The organism is Sporobacter termitidis DSM 10068, assembly GCF_900130065.1.
GTDB classification, from domain to species: Bacteria; Bacillota; Clostridia; order Oscillospirales; family Oscillospiraceae; genus Sporobacter; species Sporobacter termitidis.
The window spans coordinates 18889-37463 of the sequence record NZ_FQXV01000018.1 but is presented as its reverse complement, the minus strand read 5'-3'; the positions used below and the strand labels follow the sequence as shown (position 1 = coordinate 37463).

Genomic DNA, 18575 nt, shown 5'->3' with positions numbered 1-18575 from the left:
GGTATAAAGATGGTAGACACAAAAAGCGTGTCTACCATCTTTATATCACTCCGACCTTTGTCGCCGGTCTTTTGTTTCGCCGGGCTCCAGCGGGCTGCTTCCGTCAGTCGCGCCTGTTTTTACTTCATCTTATATTTCAGCTGCCGCAGCTTTTTGTACACGGCCGGGGCGCAGCGCGCGCTGAAGCGCTTTAAGCCGACGATTGTGTGGTGGCTCACGGAACGGAACGCGCCGATAAAACCGCGCGGGTGCACAGGGCTTAAGATACGCCTGTCGAGCGCCGCTTCCTTCCTCGCTGCTTTCCCGGGGTCGGGGTCCGAGTAGATTTTGCGATACGCCCTGACCAACCGGTGGAAGCTGTACCGCGCGTAGATAATATCCCGGCGGGGATAGTCCGGCATGCGCAGGTGCACCTTGCCGCTCAGCGGCACGCCGGGGTCCAAAAACCCGCCCGCCACGGAAATATCGCGCAGGGCCGTCGCGGGATAGGGGTAGAAGAAGCTCACAATTTCACTGTCCGCCCGCAGCCTCGCGTTGAGCTTGACGGTTTCCAGCGTCAGGGCCAGCGTTTCATAAGGCAGCCCGATGATGTTATACGTGTACACGGTGACGCCCGCCTCCCGCAGCCACTGCGACACCTTGACGATATGCTCGTTGTTCATGCTGCGGTGCAGGTATTTTTGGCGAAATTCCTCGTTGCCGTTCTCAAGCCCGATGGTGACGAGGTAACAGCCGCAGTCGGCAAGGACGCGGCACATCTCCTCGTCTATGTGGTCAAAACGGAGGTTGCAGGTAAACTTGAGGTTTACGCGCGCCTTATAAAGCTTCATGAACGGATAGAACCACTCGGGGAACATATTCAGAATCGCGTCGTTGAAATTCAGGTATTTGATATTCGGGTCGTTTTGCTTCACGCGCTCGAGGAGCCGGACCGCATTCTCCGGCGAGCGGAAGCGCGCGTAATTTTTTTTATCCTCATACGCGTTGCGTATATTCGCGTTGGCGCAATAGGTGCAGGCATACAGGCATCCGCGTGAGACGATGACCTCCGCGGTGCTCACGCGGTTGCTCTTGAGATTCCGGTAATCGAACAGGCTGAGGTCCGGAAACGGCAGTTCGTCCAAATCGCGCGGATATGGGCGCATAGCGTTCCGGAGCACCGTGCCGTCCGGCTGTTTGAACCAGAAGCCGAGCTCCCCGGTATTGAATTTCCCCGTCCTGTCGTAGCCGTTTATCAAATCGCGCAGAGGGAATTCCCCCTCGCCGCGGCTGACGATGTCCACGCCGGGGAGCGCGATGACTTCCTCGGGCGCGAGCGTGGGATGGTATCCGCCCGCGATCACGGGGATGTCCGGCAGCGCCTCGTCGAGCCAGCCGAGCATCGCCGAGGCGCAGTCCATGATCGTGGTGCGGAGGGAAAAACCGATGATGTCGGGACCCCATTCCTTGATTTTTGCGAGAAACTCGGCCTTGCCCGGCATGTATGTCTGATGATAGAGCGAAACGCGATGCCCTTCGCCCTTGAGCGTTGCGGAAATGGAGGCGATACCCTCGCTGTAGTTGCCGGGAATGCCCCGAACGTACCTGGTTTCCTCCAGAAAATCGGGATACACAAACAAAAAATGCAAGGACATACCTTTCAGTTAACCTCCAGCATCCAAAACCGTTTTATGCGCCGTATGCTGTCGAAGTCTGTCCCGTTGTTCCCGGCAACCTCAGCTTTCCCTGCAAACGCTTACATTTATCTATATTGGAATCCACAAAATGCAACAGCTTTTTTCAATCTTAGAGCAGGGCTTTTTTCAGCACACTCTTTAACAGTCTGCCCATTTTGTCTGCTTCATAATATGCCGCGTTCATATTTCCGGGCTCCGCGCTTCACCCGATTTATTGGACTTAGGACCTCACATATGATAAAATATCCAAATTGAGATATTCTTTATTGGAGGTTACCAATGAAAAAAGCAGCATTACTCCTTCTTGTCTTTGCCTTACTGTCAATAGCAGGCTGCAGCAACAGTGCCGCAGGAGCTGATTCAAAAATAACGCCGACACCGGAAAATACAGGCGCTTCAAATGCCGAAACGGCTTCACCCGACCCCACGCCGTCAGTATCCTTTTTAACGCCGGCCAGCCCGTCGGCGGCCGCACCGTCAGGGGACGAGCAGTCCCCCGCGGCGACGAACAATCCGTCGTCGTCTGACGGCGTGAGCGCAGCTTTAGGCGCCTATAAGGCCGTTTTGGAGAATAAATCCGAGTTTTACAGTACTGAAAGCAAAAAAAATGTTCTTTTTGATGATTTCCTGGCAAACAAAGAGATTTACGGCATCGTTTTTAAACCGGAGCGCTTTGCAATACTCGATATGGACGGCGACAAAGTACCTGAGGTCGTTATAGAATTACAGGCCGGGGAATTTTTTGAAGTGCTGCACTACGATAAAGATAGCGTCAAGGGATACCTTTATGGTATCAGACAGCTGGGACAGCTGAAAGCGGACGGCACGTTCAGCTGGTCAAACTCGGCGTCTAACTGGGGATACGGAAAATTAAGCTTTGAGGCAGCCGGCGATAACAAAATTGATAAGACAGGATATGTAGACGGAGACGTCAACAACAGCGCGTCCACAGCCTATTACGTTGATAATAAGTCTGTTACCGAAGATGAATTTAATTCTTTCTCCAAAAAGCAGGATGCAAAGCAGGACGCTCCCTGGCATGAGTTTTCGCAAAAGAACATCGACGCGGAGTTTCAGAAAAGCTGAGGCTCCTCTGAGGTCGCCGGCCATGAAAAGGGCCGCCACATTGCAAGATGTGGCGGCCCTTTTGTTTATTGCGGCGCTTTCATCAAGCCCTTACTACCAAAGTCCGAGGACAAACCCAGGTTAAGGCTTCGGATTCTAAAATCGAATGATACCGGCTATAATCAAGTCTGCAGATGCATTTGCGTCATGCTTGCCTGATGAGGCATCACGCGGAAAAGGTACTTATTATGTGGGATATCCGCTTCTGGCTTTTCTTTGCGGTGGTCGTCCTGATGACAGGGCTGATCATCGCAGTCAAAAAGCTTCGATTTATCGACGTTCAAATCATAATTATGGCAGCCGCGCTTGCCTTGGCCTGCGACATGCTCCTCTGCAAGCAATTCGGGCTATACAATTGGGGCCGCGACGAATACAGAGGCTGGTATAGCTTTTGGGCAAATTTATTCATCGTTCCCGCGTGGGGATTTATTTTTATTAAATTCCTTCCGAAAACTATTAAAAGGGTTATCGCTTATATCTTTGCATGGACGGCACTCAGCACATTATTCGAGCTATTTATCGCAAGGCCTCTGGGTATCGTATTTTATCACGGGTGGAATATCGCGCTTTATTCCACTATCGGTTACTTTTTGTTTCTTATATGCATTTACGCTTATTACCGGGTGATGCTGAGGCAGTACGGCAGATTACAATGACAACGGCATCAGGGCTCTTACAGCGCCGGAGAAAAGCTGACGTTCGTTTCGGAGCCTTCCGCGAAGATTCCGGCGGCAAAGGTATTATCCTGAATCGTATTGTCCTTAAATGAAACGGCGTTGCTGTTGAAGACCTTAAGGAAGGACGTCATTCTGTTGCCGGAGATCGTGCAGCCGTTAAAGGTCACGGTGTCACAGGCGGAGAGGGAAACCAGGCTGTCCCATCCGGTGTCGGAGGTGTTGTTTTTTATCGAGCAGGTATTGAAAGCGACGTTATCGCAATTATCCAGTGTTATCATTGTGAATTCCACGCAGTCATAGAAATTGCTGTTATTAAAGGACAACGACGAGGATTCGCTGGCCGTCATGATGCCATACGTACATTCCTTGATATCGGTATCGCTCACGGTCAAGCCGGTGACTTTATCCATAATGATGCCATATGTACCGCTGCCGTACAGCACGCAGGCTTCAACGCCGATATCTTTCGAATCGGAAAAATGCAGGACGCCGCCCGTGCAGTAGCCGGGCTCTTCCGTATGCCCGACCGTCAGGCCGTTTAGTGTGATATTGGCGCAGTCGGAGAAGTTTAAAACATTGGCGTAGCGCGGCTTAACAACGACGGTTGTGGCTTCCGCCCCGGCGGCGCCGGAAATCGTGAGGTTTTTGACGCCGGTGATGACGACCTGTGTGCCGTCGTACACCGTCTCCCACGAGACATAATTATTTTTTACGGCGGAGATGTTTACCGAGGATAAATCATATGTACCGGCAGACAGGCTTATTTTCCTGTTGGGCCCGATGGCGTTCAGCAATTCCGCGGCCGTGGAGACATCTATAGTGGTCATGCTTTTGCTTTGGATAATCACCGCATTTGCCGCGGCGTCATAGTCCACACCGAACCCGAGGGCGTCACCCAGCTCCCGTATCTTGAAATAGTTGCTGCCCTCGATATTATATACCGTGAGGCCCGTCACGGTTTCCCCGTCAAGCTGAATCTTTTGGCTGCTCACGGCAGCCGTCGAAGAATTATCCGGGCCCGGCGCTGTAAGCTCGCTGCCGTTTGCTTTGTAGAGGTCTCCCGTATTGATAGCTACCGTATTCGTCGCGCCATCCCAGTCTACGCTGAACTGGGAACCCGTTCCGTTCAGGATATACGCCAAATCGCGCAGGCGGATATAATTAGAGCCGTCGATAGCATACAACTCACAGGCTATCGTCCTGCCGTCGGCGACAAGGCCCTGCTGAGACAACGTGACAGACGGCGCGGCCAACGCGTTCATCTGCCCTGCCAGCACCGTGATCAAAGCGGCCAAAACGACCGCGGCAAAGCGCTTTTTCATGTAAAATACCCCCTATCAAAATACAGGCAATGCCAATTGTTATAAATTATTCTAATATGTACACTCCGCCGTTGTCAACACCATGGCCCGCAAACTTGCATTTATGTGGTAAAATATATCTATCATGTGCTATGGAAATGAGGGGCAAAAATGAACTATGACGCGCTGATCGTGATAGATATGCAAACGGCTCTTATCGAGGAGCATCCCTATAACGAAGCTGCCGTTATTGAAAATATAAAGAACTTACTGGGGGCCTGCAGGGCAAAAAAGATTCCGGTCATCCATGTTCAGCACGACGGCGGCGCCGGCGACGCGCTGGAGCACGGCGGCAAAGGGTGGGAAATCTGGAGTGCGCTCGCGCCCATGCCCGGCGAAAAGATTTTTGAAAAGCAATACAACAGCGCTTTCCGCAATACGGGGCTGCATGACTATCTCAAAACGCTCCCCGCGAAAAATATTATCCTGTGCGGCATGCAGACGGAATATTGCATCGACGCTTCCTGCAAGGTGGCTTTTGAATACGGATACAATGTAACGGTGCCGCGGGCCGCGGCGACGACGTTTGATAGCGCGTTTGCCAGCGGAAAAGCTTTGTCGGAATACTACGAGGATAGGATATGGAACAACCGCTATGCCCGGGTCATTCCCATGGAGCAAACGATTTCCGAAATCAATGATTAATTATTCCCGTAACGAGAGCCGGTCAGAATGAAATGACCGGCTCTCGTTATATTTGCTTTAGCCTCTGACCCAGCGCAGGGCGGTGTGGCGGCGCTTGCCGTCCTTGCCGATGCGCACGGGGTCGGCGGTCAGGACGAGGGCCCCGTCGTCCTCGAAGCGGACGTAGCGCTTTTGGGTGCTGCCGATCCAGTTCGGGATAAGGCTGAACTCAAGCGCGTGATAGACGATCTGATTTTCCTCGTCGACGGTAAAGCGCCCGGCGTACGCGAACATGCCTCGGGCGGCGGCCAGTGTCTGCTCGTCGGTGCCGAGCTCCGTGTCCGGGACGCTGTAGCGCGGCCTGTTTGCTCGCAGTATCTGGACGGACACCCACCCGTCCTGCGAATAGCAGATGAACCCGGTCGCGTCCTCTCCCATGATGTGGACGGTCCCGCCGTCCTCATCCGTCCCCGTAAACGAGGCCAGCTTCCACGTACCGAGCAGTTTTTCCTTCAGCATGAGTTCGTCCTCCTAATGACGCATTTCTTGTAATTGGCTACTTATATTATCCAGAAAATCGGCGTTTCCGCAAGACCCCCGGGCAATTTTTCATTTTATACCACCGGGCTATTACAGAAAAGAGATTATTTTAAATTATAATTATATTTAATATTGACTTTAATAATATTGCACTTTATATTTAATATAATTAAGCAGCGGAGGTCCGATCATGTCAGTAGACGTAATTCCTGAATGGATGGCAAATCTCGACGACGAGGATATGTCGTTTATTAAAAAATTTATTACGGCGTCGGGCTCACTGAAGGAAATTGCCCATCAGTACGGCGTTACTTACCCGACGGTGCGCCTGCGGCTCGATAAGCTGATACAAAAAATCCAAATCGGCGACGATGCCGCAAACGAACCGTACATCGCCCTGATCAAGCGCCTTGCAATCAATGAAAAGCTTGATTTTGACACGGCGAAAATATTGATATCCGAATATAAAAAGGCAAGGAAGGACAAATAAAATGCGCAATCTTATCATTATATTATTCATTGGACTTCCAGTGACGGCCGGCATCATATGGCTTCAGCTGTTCCTGTCAAAAAAAGCAAGCAAATGGCTGGGCCTGATTATGCCGCTTATCATCTTTGCTTTTTCGCTGCTTATCGTGGTGGGAAATATTATGTATACGGGCAGCCCATGGGAAACAGCGTTATTGATCGTTACAACGCTCCTTCTCTCGAACATCCCCACCGCGATCCTGCTGGCGATATATTTTGCCTGCAGAGAACAAAGAAAGAAAAGAGCGCAGGTTGAGAAAATGAACATTCAAGATCTGGGATAAAGCAGAAAAAAAGGCGCTGTTACGCGCCTTTCTTTCTGCTTGTCCGTTTCGCAGGGGGCTTGTCCTCGGGGGTTTCCTTGCCCGCGTTCTGCTTGTCGATGCTGGCTTTCAGGGCATCCATCAGGTTGATGACGTTGCCGGCCTGCTCAGGCTTGGCGGCAACGATCTCTTTTCCGGATATCTTCGATTCCACCAGCTCCTTGAGCTTGCCCTGGTATTCGTCCTTGTACTGGGCCGGGTCAAAGGGCGTGTCCATGGAGCCTATCAGCACCTGGGCCATTTTCAGCTCCTGCTCCGTCGGCTCCGGTATCTGGTAGGACTTTTGCAGCTCCTTGATATCGTCCTGATAAAACATGGTCGAGATCAGCACGCCGTTTTCCCGGGGGATGATCGCCATCAGCGTGTCCTTGGTGCCCATGACGGTCTTGCCGATGGCGATTTTCTGCTCCTTCATCAGCGCGGAGCGCAAAAGCTCAAAGGCCCGCTCCCCGCCCGTATCCGGGACGGCCTGGTATGTCTTGTCATAATAGACCGGCGATATCTGATTTAACTGCGCAAAGTGCAGGATCTGGATCGATTTGTCCTTTTCGGTTTTGATCTTCTCTATTTCCTCGTCGGCTATGACCACATAGCGGTCCTTGTCGTACTCGTAGCCCTTGATGATATCCTCGCTCTTGAGCTCTTTTCCGCAATGGGCGCAGGTCTTTTTGTACCGCACGCGGCCCTGGTCGTCCTTGTGCAGCTGATTGAAATGAATATCATTGTCCTGCGTGGCCGTGTACAAGGAGACGGGGATCGCCACAAGTCCGAAGGAAATTACTGTTCGATGTGCTACCGGCATAAAACGCACCTCCGGTAATATTGTGCCCTAATAATCCGCAAAAAATTGGGCTTATTAATAATGATGCTGCCGAGTATCTCAAAAAGGTCGTGAGACAATGCCTGCGAAACTGGAAGAATACAACCGGAAAAGGAATTTTGAAAAAACCGGGGAGCCGGAGGGCAACGCCGAGCAGCCCGAAGAGTGCCTGCGGTTTGTCGTCCAGCACCATATGGCCCGCCGGGATCACTACGACTTCCGGCTGGAATGGAACGGCGCTCTTTTAAGCTGGGCGGTGCCCAAGGGTCCCTCCTACGACACCCGCGACAAGCGCCTTGCCGTTCAGGTGGAGGACCATCCCCTGGAGTACAGGAATTTTGAGGGGACGATCCCCAAGGGCGAATACGGCGGCGGTGCGGTGATGCTCTGGGACGAGGGCACCTGGGAGTCCCAGACGGACATGGACGAGGGGCTGCGCACGGGCGCGCTGAAGTTTGTGCTGTACGGAAAGCGGCTCAAAGGGAAATGGGCCCTGGTCCGCATGAAGGCGAAGCCGGGCGAGACAAAAAGCAACTGGCTTCTTCTCAAGGAAAAGGATGCGTACACCCAGACCGGCGACGGGATTTCCGCCTTTGCCACCAGCGTCAGGACCGGCCGCACCATGGCGGAAATCGAGGCGGGTGCGGCGGATAAGGTCGCGAAAAACCCCTTTGACAAAACCGGCGTGCAGCTGGCAAAGCTCGTTAAAACGGCCCCCGAGGGCGAGGACTGGCTCTATGAGCTGAAATACGACGGCTACAGAATCCTGGCGTATCTGGAAGGCGGCAGCGTCCGCCTCGTCACCAGAAACGGCAACGACGATACGGGGCGGTTCCAGCCCGCCGCCGATGCTCTGGCGGACTGGGCCGGCGGCAGGGCCATGGTGCTGGACGGGGAAATGGCGATCACCGACGCGGCGGGCAGGACGGATTTTCAGGCCCTACAAAACTACATGAAAAATCCCCAGGGCAAAAACCTCACCTATATCGTCTTCGACCTTTTGGCGCTGGACGGGACCGACCTGCGAGGCCGCCCCCTGACCGAGCGGAAGGAAACGCTGGAGACCCTGATGGCCGGCGCGCCGAAAAGCCTGTATTACAGCTCCCACGTCAGAGGCGGCGGCAAGGAGAGCTTTGGCGCCGCCTGTCAGGCGGGGCTGGAGGGGATCGTGGGCAAAAAGGCCGATTCCGTCTACAGCGGGACGAGAAACGGCGACTGGATCAAGCTCAAGTGCGATACGCGGCAGGAGTTCGTCATCGGCGGATATACGCTGACGGATAAAAAAACAAGCGGCGTCAGCGCGCTCCTCCTCGGCGTCTATGAGGGGACGGAGTTCATTTTTGCCGGCCGGGCCGGAACAGGCCTGACCGGGCGCAGCATGACGGAGCTCGAGGAAAAGTTTCAAAGCCTCCAAAGGGAGACGCCACCCTTTAAAGAGGCGCCGGCGCCCAGAAAAAACGAGAAGGTCACCTGGCTCGAGCCCCGGCTTGTGGCGGAAATAAAATTCGCCGAATGGACCAAGGACAACCTGTTAAGGCAGGCCAGCTTCAAGGGCCTGCGCGCGGACAAGGACCCCGTGGATATAAAAAAGGAAGACGCGGACGACGCGGCGCAGCCGCCCGCGAGGGAGGCGGAAAAATCAATGAAAGCAAGCGGCGACAGCATCACGATCGACGGCGTCAGAATCTCCAGCCCCGGCAAGGTCCTGTTTGAGGACCCCGTTGTCACAAAGGAGGACGTGGTCCGGTACTACGCCGCCGTGGCGGCGCGCATGCTGCCCTATGTGAGCCAAAGGATTCTCAGCATTGTGCGCTGCCCCAAGGGCATATCCCAGTCCTGCTTTTACAAAAAGCACCCCGGCCCCGACAATAAGGGCATCGTCACCATTCCCATCCTCACCAGCGGCGGGGAGACGGAAGAGTACTTTTATATCGAGAACGCCGCCGGACTTCTTTTCGAGGCTCAGATGGGCACGCTGGAATTCCACACTTGGGGCAGCCGCGTAGACATGCTGGAAAAGCCGGACATCATGGTGTTTGACCTGGACCCGGACGAGGGCATGGCGCTTGACCGCGTGCGCCAGGGCGTGCGAGACCTCAGGAGCCTGCTGGACCAGCTTTCGCTGACTTCCTATCTCAAGACCAGCGGCGGCAAGGGCTATCATGTGGTCGTCCCCTTCCAGCCATCCGTCCAGTGGGACGCGTTTCACGATTTTGCCCGGCACACCGCCGAGGCCATGGAACAGCAGTGGCCGGACCGCTACACCAGCAACGTCAGAAAAGACAAGCGGAAAAACAGAATCTTTATCGACTGGATCCGGAACGGCCGCGGCGCCACCAGCATCGCCCCCTACGCCATCCGGGCGCGGAAAGGAGCCAAGGTCTCCATGCCCATCGCCTGGGAAGAGCTCGACACGGTGGCCCCCGACGGCGTCACCATGGGAGACGCGCTCAAAAGAATTGGGCGCAGCGACCCGTGGCAGAATTTTTTCCAGACCGTCCAGCGGCTGAAATAAAAAGTCACGCAGGAGGACATGCGCCTCCGGAGTGACTTTTCTCATGCAGCGCGCGGCTGAGCGCGCTGCGTGCAGCCCCTTGTCGGATAAAGCCGCCTGTTTCTGAAACAGGCGGCTTTAGGCTCACTACATATTATGGAGGTTTTCGATGGCATCGGAAATCACCTTTGCCAGGACGAGGGAGCCGGCTTTATTCGGATGGACGTCGTCCTTATAAAAATACTCGCTTTTGTTCACGCTGGCGCCGTACCAGTCCGCGACGACCGTATTGGCGTACTCCTCCGAAACCTTGGACAGCGTGCTGTTCACGGCCGTACACCAGGATTTCGGCACCTGGGTGTTGACAAAAACGATCTTTCTGTCGCTGCCGATCAGGTCGATGATATCGCGCAGACTGGATTCTTTCACCGTGCCGTTGGACCCCAGCTCGATGATGACGGTTGGGGCCAGCTGGTCGTTCTGGATTAATTCGGTGATCACCTTTTTGGCCTCATAGAACTGCCGGCCCACCTTTGCCTCGGCAATCATATTGGGATAATACTTTTTTAAGTACGGCGCCACGTCGATGCCGATGGAGTCGCCGATCAAGGTCACGCTTAAGTCGCTTGATACGATGGGCGCGCTGTCCGTCGGGGAAGCGGCGGGCGGCGGGCTGGGGCTTTGCGCGGGGTCCGTGCCTTCCGGAGACGGCGGGGGCGACGGCTTATCCGACGGCTTGACCCCCGGCGGTGTCGGGCTCATGTCCGGGCTGTCGTCCGGGGTCGCCGGAGCCGACGGCGACACCTCGGCGGACGGCGGCGCCGTTGAGGTGTCTGCCGGCGGCGGCGCGGTATCCGGATCGTTCGAGGGGTCCATGTGGAGCTCCGAGGGCAGGGCGCTCAATTCCTCGTCGCGGTTGTCCACCGGGCGGGCATAGAGCAGGCCGACGCCAGCGACGACCACCAGGGCGACCGCCAGCGCTCCCGCCGTTTTTTTCCACCAGCGCGCATGCAGTATCTTCATGTAAATATCATTCCTCAGCAAATCGTCGATGCGGTTTTTGCGGATCGGCCGCTCAACGGCGTAATAGGAGAACGCCGCCAACAAGACCGTCGCGGCAACCTGGCAGATACTCAGCGGCACATTCACCCTATCCGACCCGAAAACGGTGTTCGAAATCACGATCACGGGGAATTGCCACAAGTAGATGCCGTAGGATATGTTCCCTATAAATCTTAGCGGCTTTATGCTGAAGAATTTGCCGATAATCGTCGACGGCGTCGCGGCAGCGGCGATCAGCAGCAGAGAAACGACAGAAAACAGAAACATCCCGCCGCGATAAAGTATATCGTCGTACTGCGTGAAGTAAATCACGGCAAACAAAATGCCCAGCAAGGCGGCAAAGCCCGCAACGTCGAGGACAATGCGCGCGGTCCTGCTTCGCCCGGCCTCCATGATTTTCCGGCTCGGGCAGGCCAGCGCCAGACAGGCGCCCAGCAGCAGGGAGAAGACGCGGGTGTCGGTGCCGTAATAAATCCTGCTGGGATCGACCCCCGGCTGAAACAGCACCGCCATCAAAACGGCCGACGCGGCGGCGGCCAGCGCCGTGAGCGCAATCATCAGCCACTTCTTTTTGATGAACCGCTGCCCGGCGATCAGCAGGAGCGGCCAGATAAGGTAAAACTGCGCCTCAACGGCCAGAGACCAGAAGTGGGTCAGCAGCGAGGGGGTGGCAAACGAGGCGAAATACGGCGTACCGTTGAATATATACCACCAGTTGCTGAAAAAAAACAAGGCCGGCAGAAACGCGGATTTCAGGTTCGATAAAAGATCGGGGCGAAAGAGCGAAACGTACGCCGAAACGCACAGCAGAAGGAAAATAACAGCCGGCAGGAGCCTTTTACCGCGCCGGATAAAAAAGTTTTTCAGGCTGATTTTTGACTCCCGCGCCCATTCCGACATCAAAATATCCGTGATCAGATAACCGGACAGCGCGAAAAACAGCGTCACGCCCAGAAAACCGCCGGGCAAAAACGGCAGTCCCAAATGATATCCGATGACCGCGACCACGGCCAAGGCCCGGAGCCCATCCAGTCCGGGCATATAAGAACGCTTTTGAATTGTATTGTATCTCATGAGATATTTCCCTTTTATGTAAACCGCTCACGCAAGTCGCGGCGTTATTCTTTCCCACTAATTTTAATCGACATTTTTCCAAAAAAAAAGCCTTCTTTTGCAAAAATTTTAAATATCCAAATTTTTCTTTGGAAAAGCTTTACCCGGCGCCTGCCGCCGGCCTGAATTAACGCCCCCGGCCCCCGGCTACCCATTATATGATGGCCGAACCCGTCCTGCCATCAGTGATACAAAAAATCCCGCCTCACGGCGGGATTTACTGCGGGCTTCAATGCGGCAGCTGGAACAGGTTGACAATTATTTTTTATATGTTAAACTTAGATTTAATATGGTGTTTCGCTGTTCTGGCGGGGCACTTTTGTGCTGTTATAAGGATTTTCAATAAAATGCAACAAAATGGAGGTTTTTGGAAAATGACAAATTGCGCTTCACTGAAGGACCCCCTGTTCGAGAAATTGAACAGGCAGCTCACGGATATCGCGAACATAACCGCCCGGGTGGACCGCAATGTCCACAGCGCCGATGTGGTCAAGGAAACAGAAAGCCTCAGCGATTACGCCGGAAGGCTCAGCGAGCTTCTGAAGCATATGGCCCAGGCAGGCCAGGAGATCGGCGTTCCTTTTGTCATCATCAACTGCAGCGTCGAGGTCTACGACACATCCTGCGACGAGCTTATCGAATACCATATCGTCAACTCAAAGGTCTTTGAATTGGAGGGCAATGACGTGACATTTTCATCTCCCATCGGCAGGGCCCTGTTATTCAGGAAGGTCGGAGATACGGTGGAATTCACGATACCCGTGGGCAAAATTACTTATATCATCAAGTCCATCCGATTTGACGACGACTTAAGCATTGAATACGAAATAACATGAGAGTCCGGCCGCCCCTTATTCCGCCGGTCCCTCACCGACCGGCGGCGTTTTTTGCCTTTTGAACAGCAGCGTGGCCAGCAGGACCGTGGCGGGGGCGCTGAGGACGATGCCGAAGCTGCCGGAGAGGCCCTGCATGATGGCAATGCCAATGTTGTTGGAATTGATGATCTGCAGGTACGGCAGGTCGTAGGCGTAGTCCAGGAGCAGCATCGACACGCTGGCGCCGGCGAAGGCCAGGATGAGCGTGTTGCTGTCGGTGCCCAGCATATCGCGGCCCACGTTCATGCCCGCCTTGAACAGCGCCCCGCGGGATATGGCGGGGTTATGGGCGGTCAGCTCGCACATGGCGCTGCTGATGGACATCGCCACGTCCATCACCGCGCCCATGCTGGAAATCAAAAGCCCCGAGAACAGCAGGCCCCCCACCTGGACGCCGTTGGTGTTCCAGAGCGTCATCAGGCTTTCTATGTCCGAGACGTTCCAGCCCGTTACACCGGTAACGGCGGAAAAAGCCGTGGCGGCGATCCCGGCAATCACGATGCCGGTGATGGTGCCGGCCACGGCGGCCAGCGTTTTCAGCCCGGGCCCGCCAATCAGATACAGCGTCACCACCGTCGTCGCCACGCAGATCAGCACCGATATCCAGAAGGGCGAATACCCCCGGTAAACCAGCGGCAGATAGACGAACATGATGCAAAGCCCCGTAAAGACAAGACCCAGCGCGCCCCGGAGGCCCTGCCGGCCGCCCACCAGGCACAGCACCACCAGGTACACCCCCGCGAAAATATAGATGGCCGCCTCCCTGCTTTGGGAGTAAACCGTCGTGACGGAGGAATCCCCGGCCACGCTCTGGATGACCACGACCTTCAGCCCCACCCTGCACGCCGCGCCGAACAGATAGCCCGACGCGCTGGTGGTTGTGACCTCCCGCCCCTTCAGCGCGCCCGTCAGCATCCTGACCTTTACGGTCTGCTCCCCTACCCGGCTGCCGTCCGGCTGGAGGTTGTCCTGCAGTATCTGGGTGACGACGCCCTTTTCAAACGTCTGGCCGGCCCGGGACACCAGCGGGGTCTTTTCCATCTGATTGAGCCGGACGACAAAAATGGCCAGCAGCACGAGGCACAGCGCCGGTATTCCCCAGCGTATCAGCGGCTTGACTTTCTTTCGCACGCGGTTTTCACTTCTTTCTGAAATAAAAAATTGCCATCCTGAGGCGCCGTCAAATGGCCGGAGAATCTTCAGAAACCGGGCGTTCGGCCCGGTTTCTGATGCTCAGGATGGCAGGCTGTCTTGAGACAACCTTATTTTTTGCCGGTGTTATTCGCCCAGCTTCGTCAGGGCGTAGTCCACCGCGGACGCGGAGACCGTTTCCTTGGGGCTGAGCGCCGCGCCGGTCAGCAGGCCTTCGTTGACGGCGAACTTTACCGCGTCCTGCGCCCAGGGCGCCACGGCGGCGGCGTCGGGATAGGCGGCGTATTTCGTCCCGTCCACGGAGACAGGCTTGCCTGTCGCGGCGGCGTAATTGTACATCATCACGGCAAGCTGCTCGCGCGTCACGGCCGCGTCCGGATTGAAGCTGGCGGCGGAGACGCCGCTGACGATGCCGCCGGCCTTGGCCCACGCCACGGCGTTGTAGTACGCCGCGCCGGTGGACACGTCGGAGAAGCCCGCGCCGCCTGTCACGGCCGGAGCGCCGGCCCCGTTATACAGCCGGAGGACGGCCTCGCCGCGCGTCATGGCTGCGTTTACTGCCTCGGGCGCGCCCGTTTTTTGGATGGTAAAGGTATCGTCGATCTTCTCCGTTTTGCCCTCCGCGGTGATCTGGTAGGTGTCGATGGAGAAGCTCGCGGCGGTCATGCTGATCACGGAATAGCTGGGCAGCCAGTTCTGGCTCCGCTTTGCAATGTAATCCTGCTGGGGATTGATGAGCTCGTAGAACTTGGAGCCGGAGGCGGAGTTGGCGGTGATATACAGCGTCCCGTAAGGATTGACCACGGTGCTGCCGGCGACGCTTTCGATGTTATAGCACCTGTTGTCGGCCCCGAACGCCGCGCGGTCCGCCTTGCCCTGGGTGTCGGTGTCCGCCGGATTCAGGGGGATTTTCGCGCTGTTCGTATTGTTGTAGGCGTTGTTCCAGTCATAGTCGGTCTTGGCGTCGTTGAGCTGGAACTCGTACGCGCCGTGGGCCTGGCTGTCGCCGTAAAGAATCTTGCTGCGGCTGTAGGTGTGGTCATGGCCCTGAAGCACCACGTCGACGTCGTATTTGTCGAAGACGGGGGTCAGCTGGGTGCGGAGGATCATGCCGTCCGTGTCGGAGTGATCCAGGCCGGAGCCGTAGATGTCCTGATGGATCGTGACGATCCTCCACTTGGCGCCGGGGTTGGAGGCGACGGCCTCTTTCAGCGTGGCCTCGTGCTCGGCGACGTTGTAGTTGTTGGTGTTCAGGACGACAAACAATCCGTCGCCATAGGAGTAATAGTAATCGCCGCCGGCCTGCGTGGCGCCGTTGGCGGTGGCGTTGGGGTTATAGAAGTGATAGGCATAGTCGGGATTCAGGGAGTCATGGTTGCCGATGGTCGTGGCTACCGGCAGGGATGCCAGGGCACTGGGCGACAGGTAAGCCGCATACTCCTCCTCCTTGGGCTTCGCGGTCCTGTTGACCTGGTCGCCGGCGGAGATGACGAAATTGAGGTCGGGATTCTGGGCCAAGGCGATATCCAGCGTGCGGTCCCAGGCAAAGCCGTCGTTGCGGGCGGCCGTATTGTCGGCGCCGGTGCCCTCGGCCAGCTTGCCGCTGCCCTGCGGCTGGCCGGTGGACGCGCCGATCTGGGGATCACCCACCAGCAGGATCTTGACGTTTTCAAAGCTGCCGGTCTTATACGTCTGGGCGGCGGTTTGGACGCCGTTTTTCTCCACCGTATAGTAATAGGTCGTGTTTTCCTTCAGGCCGGTCACGGCAACGTGGTTGTAGTCATACGCCGCGTCGCCGGTCAGGCTCTTGTCGACCGCGGCAGAAGTGCCCTTATACGTCTGCAAATTGTTCTTGTCCGTGCCGAAATGCACCACCGGGGTGGCGGCGCTCCCGTTGGACGCGCTGTACCAGGCAAAGTTCAGCGCCGTGGCGTCGGTGCCCGGCGTCAGCGATACCTTGGTGAAATCCGCCGCCGTCTGCTCCCAGGCGTCGGTCCAGGCGGTCCACTCTGCCGAGCCGCCCGTCTGGCTGGCGTCGTTATAATGTACTGTGGCTGCCGAGGCCAGCGGATAGGCGCCGAGAAGCAGCACGGCCGCCAGCAAAACGCCGATCATCAGTTTCCGTTTTGTTTGCATCGTATTTCCTCCTTTATAGATGCCGGATATTGAAGTCCGGGTTCTGTCCGGCAGGGCCAGTATATCCCCACAAAAATCCAGTCTCAATAGACTTTTCCAACTTTTTTCTAACATTTTACACAGCCTTAACAGGCGGCAAACAACGCCAAAACAGGCCATGACAAAACCGCCGTATCGCGTGATACGGCGGTTTTATTATAGTTATTTCCGGCTTTCTTTTAAAAATCCACGGCTGTCTTGGCATAGGCCTTGACAACGTTGCCGGCGGCATCCTTGATGCCCTGGCCCAGGAGCTCTGCGCCGTAGGTTCCGTCCGTCGCGCCGGAAATGGCTGCGGTGAGCGTCGTGAAGCTGCCCACCGTCCCCCGGGCGCCGGAGAAGGTGTAGGTGGCGGTCAGAGGCATCCCGTAGGCGTCCGTGATCCGGAAGGCCGAGGAAATCGCCGCCGCGTCCGCGGCGCCCACAGGCTCGGTGAAGGTCACAACGACTGTGTAGGGGTCCGTCCCTTTAACGAGAGAAGCAACGGCGGGGACAATCCCGTCATGGATCGTGACTGTCGCCGGCGTCGCGCTGCTGACGACGGGAACGGCCACGGCCCCGGATACGGCGTTGCCGTAAATATCCTTCGTTTTCGTCGCCGAAATCGCCAGCTTCGCGGGTGCCGTATCCGTGTCGGACGCCATGGCCGACGCCGTCAGGCTGCCGCCCAGCGTGATCGTCACCACTTTGCCGGTCGTGTCAAGCACGTAGCTTGTGCCGACGGAGGCGAGCGTCACACCATCCGCCCTGTAAAGCCGGAATTCCGTGGAATCGATGGTCTTCATCGGGTTGCTGAAGGTCACCTGCAGCTTGTTGACGTCAAGGGCGGCGGCTGTCAGCACCGTCAGCGGAGTCGAGGCGGACGTTCCCTGGACAAAGCATGTCACGGGCTCGAGCACATTGCCGGCCTGGTCGGCAAGGCCGCTGAACGTGATGTTGGTGACACCGGCGCCCGCTGCCGTCCCGCCGTTCAGCACGTTGTGGGGAATTGTCAGCGTCACGCTCTTCAGGTCGGCGGCCGGGACGGCCGCGGCGCCTGTCATCTGGGACAGGGGCGTGCTGGTGTACGTCCCCAGCGACCCGTCCAGGTCAATGGCATAGTTGGCGAGATTCTTCACCGTATCGGCTTTCATCGCTTCGGAGAAGGAGACGGCGACCTGTCCGTTGGCGGCCAGCACGACGCTTGTCACAGTGGGTTTCGTCGTATCCGTCGTGCCCGGCGTCGTGCCGTTTATAAGGGCCGCCAGCTTCGCCGCGAAATCGGGATTGACGGAGGCCAGATAATCGGCAAGCGTCTGGTCGGAGTCTTTCATTGTCATCGCCAGCGCCTCGACCGTCATCGTCGCCAGCGCGGCGAGGTCGAAGTTGCCGTCGATCGGGATGGTCAGGCCGAGTCTTTCGGCGAATTGCGCTTCATTGAGCCAGTTGAAATCGACGTTGTACTCGTAACCCAGCGCCGTCAGCATGATTTTCGCGTAATCCTGCGCGGCGAGATAGCCCATGGGATTGAACTTGTTGTCGGAGCCTATCCAGTTGAGCTCCGGATGCTTTTTCGCATAGGCCATCTTTTGCTGGACATAGCTCGAGCAGCCGTGATAATCGCTGAAGTTTGCGTCGCCGGAGCGATAGCTGAAGTTATCGGAGTCCTGCTCCTTGCCCATAAGCCTCAAGTCCAGAACAAAGCCCTGGATGCGGGTCGGCCGTGAATGCATGTACGCGGACGTCAGGCCCTTGGAGCCGTCACCCTGCAGCAGGCCGAGGGCGTAGAGCGTCTGGGCGTCCAGGCTCAGGTCGTTTGAATCCTTTGACGCTGTCTTTGAGCCTGACCTTGAAGCCAAATAGCCGCCAAATGAATTGCCCCTGTTTTTATTGTCGTGATTGTCATGCTTAAATGATGCTGCGGAGGCAACCGAAAAAAGTGAAAAACCAAATGCCATGATCAGAACTAACGCCAATATTTTTCTGATTTTCTTCACTGTAAAATGCTCCTTTCATACTTGAAAATCAACTGCTCGTCCGGATTTACACAG

Annotated in this window: 15 protein-coding genes; 7 read left to right on the top strand and 8 right to left on the bottom strand. The window is 56.1% G+C overall.

Going from position 1 to position 18575, the window contains the following annotated elements; genetic code table 11:
• Positions 1-119: 119 nt before the first annotated feature.
• Positions 120-1634 (bottom strand): B12-binding domain-containing radical SAM protein, encoded by a 1515-nt coding sequence (locus tag BUB60_RS18010; RefSeq protein WP_073082486.1) that lies wholly within the window; start codon positions 1632-1634, stop codon positions 120-122.
• Between the two features lie 321 nt (positions 1635-1955).
• Between BUB60_RS18010 and BUB60_RS18005 the strand changes: the two genes are divergently transcribed.
• Together BUB60_RS18005 and BUB60_RS18000 are read left to right on the top strand one after the other, a co-directional pair.
• Positions 1956-2762 carry a hypothetical protein gene (locus BUB60_RS18005; protein ID WP_073082482.1) on the top strand — a complete coding sequence of 269 codons (807 nt, stop codon included), beginning with the start codon at positions 1956-1958 and terminating at the stop codon, positions 2760-2762.
• Between the two features lie 227 nt (positions 2763-2989).
• The gene (locus BUB60_RS18000; RefSeq protein ID WP_073082478.1) at positions 2990-3457 is read left to right on the top strand and encodes a hypothetical protein; all 468 of its coding nucleotides are present in this window, start codon (positions 2990-2992) and stop codon (positions 3455-3457) included.
• A gap of 17 nt (positions 3458-3474) precedes the next feature.
• Here BUB60_RS18000 and BUB60_RS17995 read toward each other — a convergent pair whose 3' ends face one another.
• On the bottom strand, positions 3475-4800 hold the full coding sequence (locus BUB60_RS17995) for a right-handed parallel beta-helix repeat-containing protein (RefSeq protein ID WP_073082474.1): 1326 nt from the start codon (positions 4798-4800) through the stop codon (positions 3475-3477).
• A 150-nt stretch (positions 4801-4950) separates the two neighbouring features.
• On the opposite strand from BUB60_RS17995, the gene BUB60_RS17990 reads away from it, so the two are divergent.
• On the top strand, positions 4951-5484 hold the full coding sequence (locus tag BUB60_RS17990) for a cysteine hydrolase family protein (RefSeq protein WP_073082471.1): 534 nt from the start codon (positions 4951-4953) through the stop codon (positions 5482-5484).
• A 57-nt stretch (positions 5485-5541) separates the two neighbouring features.
• On the opposite strand, the gene BUB60_RS17985 is transcribed toward BUB60_RS17990, so the two are convergent.
• On the bottom strand, positions 5542-5982 hold the full coding sequence (locus BUB60_RS17985; protein ID WP_073082467.1) for a lipocalin-like domain-containing protein: 441 nt from the start codon (positions 5980-5982) through the stop codon (positions 5542-5544).
• Positions 5983-6193: 211 nt separating this feature from the next.
• Between BUB60_RS17985 and BUB60_RS17980 the strand changes: the two genes are divergently transcribed.
• Positions 6194-6493, top strand: a complete 300-nt coding sequence (locus tag BUB60_RS17980; protein WP_073082463.1) for a DUF2089 family protein — start codon at positions 6194-6196, stop codon at positions 6491-6493.
• Between the two features lies 1 nt (position 6494).
• The gene (locus tag BUB60_RS17975) at positions 6495-6815 is read left to right on the top strand and encodes a hypothetical protein (protein ID WP_073082458.1); all 321 of its coding nucleotides are present in this window, start codon (positions 6495-6497) and stop codon (positions 6813-6815) included.
• Between the two features lie 19 nt (positions 6816-6834).
• On the opposite strand, the gene ku is transcribed toward BUB60_RS17975, so the two are convergent.
• On the bottom strand, positions 6835-7656 hold the full coding sequence (gene ku, locus BUB60_RS17970; RefSeq protein ID WP_073082454.1) for a non-homologous end joining protein Ku: 822 nt from the start codon (positions 7654-7656) through the stop codon (positions 6835-6837).
• A 97-nt stretch (positions 7657-7753) separates the two neighbouring features.
• On the opposite strand from ku, the gene ligD reads away from it, so the two are divergent.
• Positions 7754-10189: a DNA ligase D gene (gene ligD / locus BUB60_RS17965; RefSeq protein ID WP_073082452.1), complete on the top strand. Its 2436-nt coding sequence runs from the start codon at positions 7754-7756 to the stop codon at positions 10187-10189.
• A 126-nt stretch (positions 10190-10315) separates the two neighbouring features.
• Here ligD and BUB60_RS17960 read toward each other — a convergent pair whose 3' ends face one another.
• On the bottom strand, positions 10316-12304 hold the full coding sequence (locus BUB60_RS17960; RefSeq protein ID WP_073082448.1) for an acyltransferase family protein: 1989 nt from the start codon (positions 12302-12304) through the stop codon (positions 10316-10318).
• Between the two features lie 413 nt (positions 12305-12717).
• On the opposite strand from BUB60_RS17960, the gene BUB60_RS17955 reads away from it, so the two are divergent.
• Positions 12718-13179 carry a GreA/GreB family elongation factor gene (locus BUB60_RS17955; RefSeq protein ID WP_073082443.1) on the top strand — a complete coding sequence of 154 codons (462 nt, stop codon included), beginning with the start codon at positions 12718-12720 and terminating at the stop codon, positions 13177-13179.
• Between the two features lie 15 nt (positions 13180-13194).
• Here BUB60_RS17955 and BUB60_RS17950 read toward each other — a convergent pair whose 3' ends face one another.
• The 3 genes from BUB60_RS17950 to BUB60_RS17940 all read right to left on the bottom strand — a co-directional run bounded on the left by BUB60_RS17950 (position 13195) and on the right by BUB60_RS17940 (position 18383).
• On the bottom strand, positions 13195-14349 hold the full coding sequence (locus BUB60_RS17950; RefSeq protein ID WP_073082439.1) for a YibE/F family protein: 1155 nt from the start codon (positions 14347-14349) through the stop codon (positions 13195-13197).
• Positions 14350-14496: 147 nt separating this feature from the next.
• Positions 14497-16506: a metallophosphoesterase gene (locus BUB60_RS17945; RefSeq protein ID WP_073082435.1), complete on the bottom strand. Its 2010-nt coding sequence runs from the start codon at positions 16504-16506 to the stop codon at positions 14497-14499.
• 218 nt (positions 16507-16724) lie between these two features.
• Positions 16725-18383: a hypothetical protein gene (locus BUB60_RS17940; protein ID WP_143162410.1), complete on the bottom strand. Its 1659-nt coding sequence runs from the start codon at positions 18381-18383 to the stop codon at positions 16725-16727.
• Positions 18384-18575 lie beyond the last annotated feature (192 nt).